13 protein-coding genes are annotated in these 14195 nt (G+C 72.3%); 7 read left to right on the forward strand and 6 right to left on the reverse strand.

From position 1 onward, the window contains the following. Window positions 1–11: 11 nt before the first annotated feature. The 3 genes from pdxR to ACWEOE_RS12705 all read left to right on the forward strand — a co-directional run bounded on the left by pdxR (window position 12) and on the right by ACWEOE_RS12705 (window position 2411). Window positions 12–1436 (forward strand): MocR-like pyridoxine biosynthesis transcription factor PdxR, encoded by a 1425-nt coding sequence (gene pdxR / locus ACWEOE_RS12695; RefSeq protein ID WP_452007633.1) that lies wholly within the window; start codon window positions 12–14, stop codon window positions 1434–1436. Continuing rightward, a complete protein-coding gene (locus ACWEOE_RS12700) occupies window positions 1433–1879 on the forward strand; it encodes a hypothetical protein (protein ID WP_452007635.1) in 447 nt (148 codons plus the stop codon). The genes pdxR and ACWEOE_RS12700 overlap by 4 nt, the downstream gene beginning before the upstream one ends. A 100-nt stretch (window positions 1880–1979) precedes the next feature. Next, complete coding sequence (locus ACWEOE_RS12705) at window positions 1980–2411, forward strand: CBS domain-containing protein (RefSeq protein WP_452007637.1); 432 nt, start codon at window positions 1980–1982, stop codon at window positions 2409–2411. Between the two features lie 63 nt (window positions 2412–2474). On the opposite strand, the gene ACWEOE_RS12710 is transcribed toward ACWEOE_RS12705, so the two are convergent. Further along, window positions 2475–4019, reverse strand: a complete 1545-nt coding sequence (locus ACWEOE_RS12710; RefSeq protein WP_452007639.1) for a DUF4139 domain-containing protein — start codon at window positions 4017–4019, stop codon at window positions 2475–2477. 86 nt (window positions 4020–4105) lie between these two features. Between ACWEOE_RS12710 and ACWEOE_RS12715 the strand changes: the two genes are divergently transcribed. Continuing rightward, entirely contained in the window at window positions 4106–5893 is a 1788-nt protein-coding gene (locus ACWEOE_RS12715; protein WP_452007641.1) for a Xaa-Pro dipeptidyl-peptidase, read from the forward strand. 206 nt (window positions 5894–6099) lie between these two features. Then, a complete protein-coding gene (locus ACWEOE_RS12720; protein WP_452007643.1) occupies window positions 6100–6396 on the forward strand; it encodes a hypothetical protein in 297 nt (98 codons plus the stop codon). Here ACWEOE_RS12720 and ACWEOE_RS12725 read toward each other — a convergent pair. Both ACWEOE_RS12725 and ACWEOE_RS12730 read right to left on the reverse strand, forming a co-directional pair. Further along, the gene (locus ACWEOE_RS12725) at window positions 6393–7034 is read right to left on the reverse strand and encodes a response regulator (protein ID WP_452007702.1); all 642 of its coding nucleotides are present in this window, start codon (window positions 7032–7034) and stop codon (window positions 6393–6395) included. The two genes, ACWEOE_RS12720 and ACWEOE_RS12725, sit on opposite strands and share 4 nt — an antisense overlap. Beyond that, window positions 7031–8152: a sensor histidine kinase gene (locus ACWEOE_RS12730; protein ID WP_452007645.1), complete on the reverse strand. Its 1122-nt coding sequence runs from the start codon at window positions 8150–8152 to the stop codon at window positions 7031–7033. Before ACWEOE_RS12730 ends, ACWEOE_RS12725 begins: the two co-directional genes overlap by 4 nt. 197 nt (window positions 8153–8349) lie before the next feature. Between ACWEOE_RS12730 and ACWEOE_RS12735 the strand changes: the two genes are divergently transcribed. Next, window positions 8350–9201, forward strand: coding sequence for a M23 family metallopeptidase (locus ACWEOE_RS12735; protein ID WP_452007647.1), 852 nt, complete (start codon window positions 8350–8352; stop codon window positions 9199–9201). A 178-nt stretch (window positions 9202–9379) separates the two neighbouring features. Further along, entirely contained in the window at window positions 9380–10441 is a 1062-nt protein-coding gene (locus tag ACWEOE_RS12740) for a DUF4192 domain-containing protein (RefSeq protein WP_452007649.1), read from the forward strand. Between the two features lie 658 nt (window positions 10442–11099). Here the strand turns inward: ACWEOE_RS12740 and galE are convergent. From galE to ACWEOE_RS12755, 3 genes are all read right to left on the reverse strand, one after another. After that, the gene (gene galE, locus ACWEOE_RS12745) at window positions 11100–12059 is read right to left on the reverse strand and encodes a UDP-glucose 4-epimerase GalE (RefSeq protein WP_452007703.1); all 960 of its coding nucleotides are present in this window, start codon (window positions 12057–12059) and stop codon (window positions 11100–11102) included. Between the two features lie 167 nt (window positions 12060–12226). Continuing rightward, window positions 12227–13405 (reverse strand): galactokinase, encoded by a 1179-nt coding sequence (gene galK, locus ACWEOE_RS12750; RefSeq protein ID WP_452007651.1) that lies wholly within the window; start codon window positions 13403–13405, stop codon window positions 12227–12229. Then, on the reverse strand, window positions 13402–14124 hold the full coding sequence (locus ACWEOE_RS12755) for a metal-dependent transcriptional regulator (RefSeq protein WP_304504291.1): 723 nt from the start codon (window positions 14122–14124) through the stop codon (window positions 13402–13404). Before ACWEOE_RS12755 ends, galK begins: the two co-directional genes overlap by 4 nt. Window positions 14125–14195 lie beyond the last annotated feature (71 nt).

The following is a 14195-nucleotide window of genomic DNA, read 5'->3' on the forward strand; positions in this document are numbered from 1 at the left end:
AGGCTGACGACGTGGACCTGCACATCGACCTGACCGGTCGTCGCGGCCACCGCGACGAGATCTACCGCCAGATCCGCGAGGCGGTGCTCGACGGCCGGCTGCGCGACGGCGACCCGCTGCCGCCCACCCGCGAGCTGGCCCAGCGCCTCACCGTTTCGCGCACCACGGTCAGCGCGGCCTACGAACGCCTCGCCGCCGAGGGGTTCCTCGGCGCGCGGGCCGGCGCGGGCACCTTCGTGCGCTCGGGGGCCGGGCCGCGGCCCGCCGCGCCGGTGGCCGAACAGCCCGGCGACGGCGTTCGCCCGCGTCCAGAGTGGACGGCGGTGCCACCCGCGCCGCGCTCGTTCGGACCGGTGGCGGAGTACGACTTCCGTGCCGGCGTGCCTGACGTGCGGCTGTTCCCGTTCGACACCTGGCGCCGCCTGATGTCGCAGCGGCTGCGGGGGTCGCACGCCGAGCTGCTCGTGTACGGCGAGTCGCAGGGCGATCCGCGGCTGCGCGCGGGGCTCGCGCGGCACCTCGGGGTGTCGCGCAACGTCCGCGTGCGACCGGAGGACATCGTTGTCACGACGGGGGTCCAGCAGACCGTGGACCTCGTCGCGCGGGTCCTGCTGCGGCCCGGCGACCTGGTCGCGGTGGAGGATCCCGGGTACCCGCCGCCACGGCTGCTGCTCGGCACGCTCGACCTGCGCGTCGAGGGCGTGCCGGTGGACGACGAGGGGATCGTGGTCGAGCAGATCCCGGAGGGCACGCGCTTGGTGTACGTGACGCCTTCGCACCAGTGCCCCCTGGGCGTCGCGATGTCGTTGTCACGGCGGCGCGAACTGCTCGACTGGGCCGAACACACGGGCGCGGTGATCGTGGAGGACGACTACGACAGCGAGTTCCGCTACACCGGCCGGCCGCTGGAACCGTTGCACAGCCTGGATTCTCGGGGCCGTGTGGTGTACGTGGGCTCGATCTCGAAGGTGCTCTCGCCGGCTCTGCGCGTGGGGTTCCTCGCCGCGCCGCCTTCGCTCGTCGAGGCGCTGGCCAAGGCGAAGTACCTCGCCGACTGGCACACGCCCGCTCTCGAACAGGCCGTGCTGGCCGACTTCATCGACGAAGGCGGCTTCGCACGCCACATCCGGCGCATGCGCAAGATCTACCGCGAACGCCATGACGTGCTCGTCGACGGTCTGCGCCGCCGGTTCGGCGACGTGCTGAACCCCGTGCCCGCGGCCGCCGGGCTGCACCTGGGCGCCACGGCGGACCGTGATCTGCACGCGGTGGCCCGTTCCGCGCGGGCGGCCGGCGTGCGGCTGATGTCCCTCGGTGACTTCTCCGTGACCCGGCCCTGCCACGGTCTGCTGTTCGGCTACGGTGCCATCGCGGCCGAGCGGATCGAGCCGGGCCTGCGGCGGTTGCGGCGGGTGTTCGACGAGGGAGACCGATGACCGACGACGTGATGGTGGCGATCGACGCGGGCCTGCGCAAGCACATCGCGGGCGACCGCGCGGGTGCGCGCGAGACGTTCCTCGCGCTGTGGCAGGAGATCGGCGAGGACGGCGATCCGCTGCACCGCTGCGCGCTGGCCCACCACCTGGCCGACGTCTGCGACGAGCCGGCCGACGAGCTCGCCTGGGACCTACGGGCGCTGGCCGCCGCCGACTCGCTGACCGACGAACGCGCGCAGCAGTACCACTCGACGCTCGCCGTGCGCGGGTTCTACCCGTCGCTGCACCTCAACCTGGCCGAGGACCACCGCAAACTGGGGGATGTCGAAGCCGCCCGGCACCACCTCGCAGCGGCACGGGAAAAGCTCGACGCACTCGGCGACGACGACTACGCCGCAGGCATCCGCGCCGCGCTGGCGGGCCTGGCAGAACGGCTGGCGTGAGCGCTCCATACCACGGGTGAACGCGGCTCGCCGGACTTTCGCACTCGGCACCCTGCCCCTAACCTGGTGTGACCCAACTCGACGAGGAGAGGGGAACACCATGCGGATCGCGGATCTGCTCCGGACCAAAGGCGCCGCTGTCGCCACGGTGGCTCCGGGGACCACGGTGACCGAACTGCTCGCCGGGCTCGCTCGCCACAACGTCGGTGCCATGGTGGTGGTGACACCAGAAGGCGGCATCGCGGGGATCGTGTCCGAACGCGACGTGGTGCGCCGGCTCAACGAGCACGGCCCCACGGTCCTCGACGGCCCCGTCGCGGACATCATGACGAAGCTGGTGGCCAGCGCCGGCCCCGAGGACTCGGTCGACGCGCTGAGCGTGCTGATGACCGAGCGCAGGATCCGGCACGTGCCCGTGCTCGACGACGGCCGGCTCGCCGGCATCGTGAGCATCGGTGACGTGGTGAAGTCGCGGATCGAGATGCTCGAGAAGAGCCAGGAGCAGCTCGAGGCCTACATCTCGCAGGGCTGAGCTTTCCAGGGGCTGAGCTTTCCAGGGGCTGAGCTTTCCCAGAGCTGGGCTTTTGCCGGGCTTTCACTCCCGCCAGCCGCTGAGCTCGACCCCCTTGGCGACGTCCACGCGGTAGGCGAGCGTGATCGTGCCGGTCGCACCGGGCGCGAGCGTGAGCCGCCACGTGAACTCGCCGAGGTCGGTGGTCTCGGCGGGGTCGGGGGTGGCGCGCACGTCCCGCACCGTGATGGCGTCGTCGCGCGAAACGGGCGCCTGGTCGAGCACCGTGACCACGGCTTCGCGCGGGCTGTGGTTGGTCACCGTGGTGCGGTATTCGGCTTCGCGGCGGCGCTGGCCCGACAGCGTGGCCTTGCCCGCCGTGCGCCGGACGAGCTCGCGTTCGACGCGGATGCGGTCGTCGACGCCGAGGGCGAGTTCGAGCTCCTCACCCGGCGCCCACCCGTCCAGCCGGGTGGTGCCCACGAACTCGGTGTCGTGGAAGACCGACGCGCGCCCGGCCCGCAGGGTGTGCTCGCCGGTGTTGACGACGGTCGCGCGCAGGTACGCCTCGGTCGCCCGCACGGGCGCGGTCACGTAACCCAGCTCGGCCGTGAGGTCAAGCTGCGCCAGCGTGGTCCGGTGGCCCTGCGCGCCCGACGGCACGGCGACCGGGCGCGTCGGGCGGTGGGTGACCGCGGTGGTGCCCTGTTCGACCTCGGCGAACGCCGGGGCGACGCGGCTCAGGGACGCGGCTTTCGCTCGCGCTGGACCACCGGGCGCGGGCATGGCCGCGCCGAACGCGGCCATCGGCCGGGCCGGCGGCGCGGGCTGCGCGCGGTCGAGGAACCACGGGTCGAGCTCGGGCACCACGACGGTGCTCGCCGGCCGGGCCGTGGACAGGGCGAGCTCGCACTCGGGCCAGTCCTCGCCGGTGTGCTGGCTGACCAGGCCGTAGGAGGTCACGGTGACGGCCGTGTCGCGCACCCGCACGTCGTAACCCGGCTCCCACGTGGCGCCGGGGACCACATAGGACAGTTCGAGCTCGAGTTCCGCCGTGTCGTCCCGGCGTTCGAGGTCGACGGTGACCGTGGCACTGTCCTGTTCGGACTGAGCACTGTGGCTCGCGATCTTCCGTTCCAGTGCTTCGAAATCCGCACGCATCAGTTCGAGGCGTTCGGTGAGCGCCCGGCGGGTGCGCAGCGCGGCGGCGAGCTGGCCGCCGAGCGCCTCGGTGACCTCCTCGACGCGCGAGGGGCCGGCGACACCCGACGCGAGCGCCTTCGCGAAGCTCGCCCCGCTGCGTTTCGCGACCCCGCTCAGCAACTCGACCTTCGCTGCTTCGGCTGCTTCGTCGTCGGCGACGGCGTCGATCGCGGCCTGGTCCATACGGCGCTGCTCGACGAGGGCGGCGAGCGCGGGGTCGGCCGGGCCGGCGTGCTGGTCGTAACCGACGTCGACGCCGGTGATCAGCGCGGCGCCGGTTCCCGTGACGCGCACCGATTCCGCGTCGAGCGCCAGCGGCAGGCCGCCGATGCGCACGCGGTTGCCTTCGGCCGGGTCCACGCGGCCGCGGCGCGTGATCCGCGCGTGCTGCGGGTAGACGGTGACGGCGACGATCGGAGCATCCATGCCCCCGACGTTAGTCGGTTGACGGCGGCCGCGGTTGCCGGAAGTGTCGAGGGTGCTCGCCCGCTTCGTCCGGCTTGGGGGTTCTGGTGGGAGCTGCTCGGATCGCCGCTGTGCTGGCTGCTGTGCTCGTGCTTCCGCTGGGAACCGGTGTGGCGCAGGCGGACCCGCCGCCCACGCCGGTGTTCGCCGACGGGCAGGCGCAGCCGGTGTTCGACCCGGCCGACGTGGTGCGCGAGGACGTCTGGGTCACCGCACCGGTGGACAGCGACCACGACGGCCGCGACGACCTCGTTCACGCACAGGTGGTGCGACCACGCGCGACCGAGGCCGGGATGAAGGTGCCGGTGGTCTACGAGGCCAGCCCGTACTTCGCGGGCGGCAACGACATCGCGAACCACAACGTCGACGTCGAGCTGTCGGTGCCCGACTCCGGGCGGACCGCGGCTGTCGGTGTCGGCGGCCCCCACGCGGCGCCGCCGATCCGCTGGAGCTACCAGGACTACTTCACCGCGCGCGGGTTCGCCGTGGTGTACGGCGAATCGCTGGGCACGGGCCTGTCCACGGGCTGTCCGACCACCGGCGACGTGAACGAGACCATCGGCGCCCGTTCGGTGGTCGACTGGCTGGGCGGTCGCGCGGTGGCTCACGACGAGGCCGGCGCGGCCGTGACGGCGAGCTGGAGCACCGGGCACACGGGCATGATGGGCGTGTCCTACAACGGAACCCTGCCCAACGCCGTGGCGAGTACCGGCGTTGAGGGCCTCGAAACGATCGTGCCGATCGCCGCGATCTCGAACTGGTACGAGTACTACCGCAACGACGGCGCGGTCGTCGCTGCCGGCGGCTTCCAGGGCGAGGACGCGGACGTGCTCGCCGAGTACGTCTACACCCGCGCCGACCGGCAGATCTGCCGCCCGGTGATCGACGCGCTGACCACCGCGCAGGACCGCGTGACCGGGGACTACGGGCCGTTCTGGGACGTGCGCAACTACCGCAACGACGTCGGCAAGGTGCACGCTTCCGTGCTCGCCGTACACGGGCTCAACGACTGGAACGTGAAGACCGACCAGGTCGCCACGTGGTACGAAGCCCTGAAGGCGCACGGGGTCGAGCACAAGATCTGGCTCCACCAGTCGGGCCACGCCGACCCGCTGTCGCTGCGCCGCGACGTGTGGCTCGTGACGCTGAACAAGTGGCTTTCGCATTACCTGTACGGCGTCGACAACGGCATCGAACGCGAGCCGAAGGCCACGATCCAGCGTGAGGACAAGTCCTGGGACGACGAGCCCGACTGGCCCGCGCGTTCGACGTCCGACGTGAAGGTGTACCCGTGGCCGGGTGGCCGTGCGAAGGGCACGCTGTCCGCGGTCGCCGTCCCGGGCCGCCCCACCGTGGAATCATTGGCCGACGACGCCTCGAAAACCGTGCAGCAGCTCGCCGATGCTGCTTCGTCGGGCAACCGGTTGCTGTATGCCACTCCCGCGGTGAAGTCCCCGCTGCGCCTCTCGGGCACCGCGCGCGCCGACCTGCGGCTGTCCTTCGACCGGCCCGCGGCCAACGTCACGGTGGCCTTGCTCGACCGGGGGCCGGACGGCAAGTCCTTCGTGATCACCCGCGGCTGGACGGACCCGCAGAACCGCGTTTCGCCTTCGGTGACCACGCCGGTCCAGCCCGGGGTCTCCTACCGCATCGGTGTTTCGCTGATGCCGAAGGACTACATCCTGGCCGCCGGGCACCGCCTGGAACTCCTCGTGGCCTCCAGCGACCACGACTACACCCTGCGGCCTCGCCCCGGGGCGGGTCTGTCACTGGACCTCACGCGGACGTCGTTGACGCTGCCGGTGACCGGCGGGAAGGCGGCGCTGGGGTTCTGAGCGACCTCCGGGCAGACGTGGTGATCGCGGCCGACTTGTCCACCGACCGCGCCATCGCCACCACCCGGTGAATCGGTCCGGCCCTGCTTGCCGATGCTGGACAATCACGACCATGCGGAGGTCCGGGAGTCTCGTGGTCGCGATCATGGTTGCCGTAGCCGGGTTGTCGGCCTGCTCGTCCGACGAGCCGCCGGCCGACAACCCGTGTGACGCGACCGCCCCGGCGCCGTACGACCGGGACGGCGCGAAGTACACCGGCCCCGGGCCCCACCGCGCTGGACCTCGTCCACGTCCGCTACCGCTACGAGGTCCGCGAGGCCACGACGGCCGTGCTCGTCGGCACCTTCGAGCTCGACAGCGACGGCTCCCACACCCGGATCGACCAGCTGTGCCCCGCGTCGATCCCCGTCGGCACGCCGGGCGACACGGTCGTCCCCGACTCCGTGCCGGACGGGGCTTTCGCGGACGCGCTGCGGCCGTACGTCGAGGCCGTGCGGCCCTAGTCCGCGATCCCCGCCCGATAAGCGAACGCCACCGCCTGCGCCCGGTCGCGCAGGCCGGCCTTCGAGAACAGGTGGTTCACGTGCGTTTTCACGGTGGCTTCGCTGACCACGAGCTCCCGCGCGATCTCCGTGTTGGACAGGCCCGCCGCGATGAGGCGCAGCACCTCGATCTCGCGGGCGGTCAGGCCTTCGACCTCCTGGGCGCGCACGGGAGCGCGGCGCGTGGCGGCGTCCACGAGGCGGCGTTGCAGCTCACCATCCACTGTGGACTGTCCCGCCGCGGCGGAGCGCAGGGCCCGCGCGATGGCGTCGGCGTCGGCGTCCTTCGTGAGGAAGCCGCGGGCGCCGGCGCGCAGGGCGCCGAGCAGCGACTCGTCGTCGGTGTAGGTGGTGAGGACGACGACTTCCGTGGAGGGGTAACGCTCGCGCACGGCCTCCGTCGTGGAGACGCCGTCGCGGCGGGGCATGCGCAGGTCGACCAGCAGCACGTCCGGGTGGTGCTCGGCGACGAGCTCCAGCGCGGCGTCGCCGTCGGCGGCCGCGCCCACCACCTCGACGCCGGGCAGCAGGCCCAGCAGCGTCACGAGGCCCTCGCGCACCACGGCCTGGTCGTCGGCCAGCACCACCCGCAGGTTCACGCCGGCACCGTCAAGTGAATCCGCCATCCGTCCTCTCCCGGCCCGCTGTCCAGCGTTCCCTCGAGCAGCGCGACCCGCTCGGCCATGCCCCGCAAACCGTATCCCGGCGCGGGCGCGTCCGGCGGGCGGCGGCCCTGGTGGTCGAGCACGGTCAGCTCGGCACCGGTCGCCGTGAACGCGAGCGTGACGTCGACCTCCGCACCCGGCGCGTGCTTGCGCGTGTTGGCCAGCGCCTCCTGCACGGCGCGCACGAGCGCCGTGGTCACGCCGGCGTCGAGGTCCCGTGACTCGCCGCGCACGAGGAGATCGGCTCGCGCGCCGGTGTCGAGGCGGTAGGCGGCGAGCAGGTCGGCGACGGCGCGCTCGGCGGGCACCGCGTCCTCCCGCAGCGCCGCGACGGCCTTGCGCGCCTCGGACAGCCCGTCGGACGCGAGCTTCTGCGCGCGTTCGATCTGGGCGACGGCGTCGGGGCTGGCTTCGTCGCGCACGAGCATGAGACGGGCGCCCTGCAGGTTGAGCGCGAGGCCGGCGAGGGAATGGGCGAGGACGTCGTGCACCTCGCGGGCGATCCGCGCGCGTTCGGCCAGCGCGGCGGCCCGCGCGTGCTCCTCGGTGGCGGTCTGCGCCCGGGCCAGCGCGAGCTCCGTCTGCTCCAGCCGTGCCGCGCGGTCCCGCCGGCTCGCGGCGAGCAGGATCATCACGACGAGGATGGCGACCAGCGCGAGCGCGTTGAGCCAGTCGAGCCGGTGCACCACGGACCACGCGGCGATGGCGCCGCCGCTCGCCACCAGCACCACAGCGGAGAGCGCGCGGCCGAACGCGCGCAGCGTGTAGAACGTCGTGCTGAACATCGCGACCGACATCCAGCTGTTCGGCTCGAGCACCCACAGCGCCCCCGACGCCATGACCACCACCGGCATCGCCGCCGGCAGCACCCAGGCGGGCTTCGCGGCCACCGTCAGCGGCAGGAACGGCGCCGACGCCACCAGCGTGACACCGAACAGCACCCACGACCACCACCCCGTGAGGTACGGGATCGAGATGATCAACGGGAACGCCACGAACCCCCACCGCACCCAGTCGGGTGCGCCGTGCGGCCGGCGGTTCGTCGTCGTCATGATCCTCCCTGGTGCTCGTAGGGAGAATGTACGGCGGTTCCGGGGCGACGGGGCTCCGCCCGGCCGTCGCCGGGACTCGTTGTTCGAGGTCCCGACACCTGCTGCTACCAGGTGGTTCGCCCGGCATGTACGCAAAATGTACCCCGCGTCGCTTTCCTGGTGCCCGTCATCAACGCCCCAACAGGGAGGTACGCACCATGTCCAGGTTGCGACGGCTCGCCGTGTTCGCCGCTGCCGCGGTGTTGCCCGCGCTCGGTCTCACGTTCGCCGCTCAGGCACCCGCGTCCGCCGCGCCGAACTTCCAGGTGCCGTTCAAGTGCGGGGTCACCGTGACGGCCGCGACGTTCAGCGGGCACAACCCCGCCAACTCCGTCGACTTCCAGAAGTCCGGGATCACCGGCATGCCGGTGGTCGCGTCGGTGGCCGGCACGGTCACGCGCGTCGAGAACGAGGGCAGCACCAGCTACGGCCGCTGGATCGAGCTCGACCACGGGGGCGGCTGGCGGACCCGCTACGCGCACCTGTCCGTGCAGGAGGTGTCAGTGGGGCAGAAGGTGACCCAGGGCGCGGAGATCGGCAAGGCCGGCGCCACCGGCGGCGTGACGGGACCGCATCTGCACTTCGAGGAGAACCTGAACGGCGTGACGCAGAAGGCCGTCCTCAACGGCGTCGCGGCCGTCTACTACGGCAAGAAGGACTTCACCAGCAAGAACAACTGCGGCGGCAACCCCTACTCGGCCACGGAGGTGTGCGGGTCCGGGTTCTCGGTGATCGACCAGCAGGCGCTGGGCACCTCGGGTAGCACGTACCTGCTGTACAACGCCTCGACGAAGGCCAACTGCGTGACCACGTTGAAGTCCGTGTCGCTGGGCACCGCCAGTGCGACGTCGGCCTTCCTGGAGGTGCAGGGACAGGCGCGGGTGACGGACTCCGGCAACTTCACCTACTACGCGGGTCCGGTGAAGAAGACTGCGGGCGCGACCTGCGTGAAGTGGGGAGGTTCGGTGGGTTCGGCCACTTACACGAGCGGGTTCGAGCACTGCGGTTGACGGGGTGTTGAGCGCGTGCCGAGCGGGCTTGAGCGGGTGTTGATCGCCTAGCACACGACACCGACACAAACCCGGTCCGGCCACCGCGGCCGGGCCGGGTTTTCCACAACCCGGCCACTTGTCCACAGATTCCCGCACCGCCTCCCACCCGGCCGTTTCCCGCCGCACAGTGGACCCCGTGACCACCTCGACCCCACCCGGCACGGCCCGGACCCTCCTCACCGACCCGGCGCAGCTCATCGCGGCGCTCCCGTACCTCCTCGGCTTCACCCCGGCCGATTCCGTCGTGCTGCTCGGGCACCGCCCGCCCGGCACTAAGATCGGCCTGCTCCTGCGCGCGGACTTGCCACCCCGGGATCTCCTTGCCTACCAGGCGGATGCCCTCGTGCCGCGCTTCCGCGTGGACGACCACACCGGCGTCACGATGGTCATCGTCGGCGGCCGCGACGGATCGGGTGGCGATCCGCCGCACGCCGCGTTCGCCGCGGAAGTCGCGCGGGCGCTCAAGGAGTACGGCCTGCCCCTGATGCATCCACTGTGGACACCGGAGATCACCGCCGGGGCACCGTGGGCGTGCTACCGCGAACCCACGTGCGGCGGCCGCCTGCCCGACCCGCGTGACACCGTGATGGCCGCGACGATGACCCAGGCCGGCTTCATCACCTTCCCCAGCCGCGACGACGTCCTCGCGCTCCTGCGCCCCCGCTCGGCTTCGGTCCGGGCCCGTCGCCGCGCGTTGCTCGCCCGCGCTGATTCGTCCGCGGAACCCGACCTCCTGGCCGCGGCCGCCGACGTGCGCGCTGCCTTCTTCCGCCACCGCCGGGGCGAGGGTCCACCCACCGACGACCAGGCCGTCCGCCTCGCCCGCGCCCTGGCCCTCCCGAAAATCCGCGACGCCTGCCTCGCCACCGCGGTGCCACCCGACTCGCCGGTCGCCGTCGTCGCGTTGGGCCTGTGGCTGGAACTCGTGCGTGAACTCCCGGCGCCCCACCGCGCGCATGCCGCCGCCATCGCCGGCTACGCCGCGCTGATGCGCAACGAGGGCGCCCTCGCCGGCATGGCCCTCGCCAACGCCCTCGAAGCAGACCCCGAGCACACCCTGGCCCAGCTGCTGCGCGCGGTCTGGAACCTCGGCACCGACCCGACGAAACTCCGTGGCCTGGCCTCGGTTCCGGATGCCGTCGATCTGGGCCTGTCCGTCCCGGAACTCGGTCAGGAGGACCGCGGCCCGGAAACGTGAGCCTCGGTGCGCGGCCTCACCGCTTCAACCTCGGTGGACAGGCACGGCCGTCGGGTGGCGGAGCGTGTCTGGCCTTTCCGGGCGGATTGTGCGCCGCTGCGCGGAGAGCGCGGGCATTGCCTCGGGCTCGACGTGGCCGTTCAGAGGGGGCGGGGAGGGTAGGCCGCTCTCGGCGCGGTGTCGCCGAGAGCGGTATCCGGCCTCGGCCCTCCGGGGAGCCGGGCCCGCTGGTGGCTGAGGTGGAGGACTGGCGGGCATGGCTTCCCGGCTCGATGTGGCCCGGGCAGCCGAGGGGCGGGGGAGCGTTGGCGGTGTGGCGGGAGGAATGTGTCGGCCGCGGTCGTCGGAGGGGAGTCGTGCCCGGCGGCCGCGGTGATCAGAAGACTGGGGCATGGCTTCCCGACTCGTCGTGGCCTGTTCAGCCGAGGGCCGGAGAGCATGGCCCGGCCTCGACGGCATGCGGCGGGAGGAACGTGACCGGTCGCAGCTGTCCACGAGCGTTGCGCCTCTTTGGCCGCTGCGGTCAATTGCCGCTGCAGACGGAGCTTCCCGCCCGGGAACGGCCCTCCCATCGCCGGGCCCGACCACCGAAAACGTTGCCACAAAAACAAAATCCGGCGGGCCCAGAACCTGGACCCGCCGGAGGAAAGGAGACGACTCAGCCGCGGCGTGACTGCGTGAACTGCCACGCGTCCGACACGATGCCGGCGAGGTCGGTGCGCTCGGGCTTCCAGCCGAGTTCCCGGCCGGCCTTCTCGCTCGACGCCACGAGGACCGACGGGTCGCCGGCGCGGCGCGGGGCGACCTGCGCGGGGATCGGGTGGCCCGTCACGCGGCGGCAGGCCTCCACAACCTCCAGCACGGAGAACCCGGTGCCGCTGCCGAGGTTGTAGATGCGGTGCTCGCCGGGGGTCGCGTGGCGGAGGGCGAGCTGGTGGGCGTCGGCGAGGTCGACGACGTGGATGTAGTCGCGCACGGCGGTGTGGTCGGGCGTGGGGTAGTCGTCGCCGTAGATGGAGATGTGGGTGCGGTCGCCGGTGGCGACCTGGAGCACGAGGGGGATGAGGTGGGTTTCGGTGGTGTGGCGCTCGCCGAAGGCGTGGTAGGCGCCGGCGACGTTGAAGTAGCGCAGGCTCACCGCGGCGATGCCGTGGGCGCGGGCGAAGCTCGTGATGGCGTGGTCGATCGCGAGCTTGGACGCGCCGTAGGTGTTGGTCGGCTGCGTCGGCGCGGTCTCCGGGATCGGCGACGAGTCGGGCTCGCCGTAGGTGGCCGCGGTGGAGGAGAACACCAGGCGCGGCGTGCCGTGGGCCTTCATGGCCTCCAGCAGGCGCAGGGAGGTGACGACGTTGCCTTCCCAGTACTTCGCCGGGTCCGTCATCGACTCGCCGACGAGCGACTTCGCGGCGAAGTGCAGCACGCCGTCGAAGCCTTCGCCGAGGATGTCGGCGGCGACGGCGGCGGCGTCGCCCTCGATGAAGCGGGCGTCGGGGTGCACGGCGTCGGCGTGGCCGGTGGACAGGTCGTCCACGACCGTGACCTGGTGCCCGGCCTCGATGAGCCGCGCGGCGCACACGCCGCCCACGTAGCCGGCGCCCCCCGTGACGATCAGTTTCATCGGGCTCTGCGGGTCCGTCACGGTGTGGCCTTCCTGTGGTGGGCGGTGACTGTGCGCCACAGTCTCCCCTCACCGCGCCTTCCCCGACCGCCCGGGGGTGACCCGGTGCCCGGACACACCGCTGCCCCCGGGACCGAAGTCGCGGGGGCAGCGGCGAAACCCCAGGGTCAGTCGCGGCCCGCGCCGCGGGAGGGGACCGCGGTGAAGGTGCGGGGGCGGCGGAGGCCGGCGGCCTCGAAAGCCTCTTCGACGGCCGCGCGCACGTGCTCCAGGTCCGCCTCGCGCACCAGCGCGATGGCCGAGCCGCCGAAGCCGCCGCCGGTCATGCGGGCGCCGAGGGCACCGGCGGCGCGGGCCGAGTCGACCGCGAGGTCGAGTTCGGAGGTGGAGATGCGGTAGTCGTCGCGCATGCTGGCGTGGGAGGCGTCCAGGTGCGGGCCGATGTCGGTGAGGCGGCCTTCGCGCAGCAGCGCCACGACGTCGAGCACGCGCTGGTTCTCGGTGACCACGTGGCGCACGAGCGGCGCGAGGTCGGCGGGCAGCTGGGCGAGGGCGGCGTCGAGGCCTTCGAGCGTGACGTCGCGCAGGGCCTTCACACCCAGCAGCTCCGCGGCGCGCTCCGTGCCCCGGCGACGCTCGCCGTAGCCGCCTTCGGCGTGGGAGTGCTTGGTGCGCGTGTCCATGATCAGCACGCGCACGCCGGCTTCGGCCAGTGGGAACGGGACCTGCTCCATCTCGCCCGAGCGGACGTCGAGGAACAGCACGCACGACTCCTGGCAGCACAGCGAGGCCGTCTGGTCGAGCAGGCCGGTGGGGGCGCCCACGAAGTCGTTTTCGGAGCGCTGCACCCAGCGGGCGATCTCCGGGCGGGCGGGGGTGGCGGGCTCGCCGTCGTCGAGTTCGACGCCGGCGAGGCCGAGCAGCGCGAGCGTGACGGCGCACTCGAGGGCGTGGGACGAGGACAGACCCGCGCCGGAGGGGACGTCACCGGCGATGACCAGGTCGGCGCCCGCGGAGTGGCCGTGGTCGCGCAGCACCCAGGCGACGCCCGCGGGGTAGGCGGCCCAACCCTCGACCGAGCCCGGTGCGAGGGACGCGATGTCGAGGAGGCCGGAGTACTGCAGCTGGCCGTCGTCGCCGAGGGTGGCGACGTTCAGGTTGCCGTCGTCGCGGGGCGAGGCGGCCACGGCGAGCCGGTGGGGCAGTGCGAAGGGCAGCACGAAGCCGTCGTTGTAATCGGTGTGCTCGCCGATCAGGTTCACCCGACCGGGAGCCGACCAGACCCCGGCGGGGGCCCGGCCGTGGATCCGCCGGAACGCGCCGGCGGCGTCCTCGGCGGGGCTCACCTGGCCTGCGCCAGCACGGCGTGCAGTGCCGAGGTGGAGACCTGAGCCGAGGAGTCGCTGCCGGTGACCTCGATGGTCACGGTGCCGCCGTTGGCCTTGCCGACGGTGACGCGGCCGCCCGGCACGATGCCGACGGACTTGAGCTCGGTGAGCAGCGACTCGTCGAGCTGCACGTGCTCGGCGATGCGCCGCACCACGACGTCGCCGCCGCCGGTGCGGGCGAACTCGTCGAGGCGCACGAGGTCGGATTCGGCGGGCGGGGCGGGGTCGCCGTCGCCGAGCTTGTCGAGGCCCGGGATCGGGTTGCCGTACGGCGAGGTCGTCGGGTGGTCGAGCAGCTTCACCAGCTTGCGCTCGACGGCCTCGCTCATCACGTGCTCCCAGCGGCACGCCTCGGTGTGCACGTGCTCCCACTCGAGCCCGATGACGTCGACGAGGAGGCGCTCGGCGAGGCGGTGCTTGCGCATGACGGCGATGGCCAGCTCACGCCCGTGGTCGGTCAGCTGCAGGTGCCGGTCGTCGGCGACGACCACCAGCCCGTCGCGTTCCATGCGCGCCACGGTCTGGCTCACGGTGGGCCCGCTCTGCTGCAGGCGCTCCGCGATCCGCGCCCGCAGCGGGACGACACCCTCTTCTTCGAGCTCATAGATCGTACGCAAGTACATCTCGGTGGTGTCGATGAGATCGTTCACGCTGTCCCCTTCGTCCGCGTAGCTCATCGTAGTCGTTGACCCCGACAGCGACGGCACGCGCCGACATAACAAGCCACCTGAGCTGAAAAGTCCGGCCG

Source organism: Amycolatopsis sp. NPDC004368 (assembly GCF_053602515.1).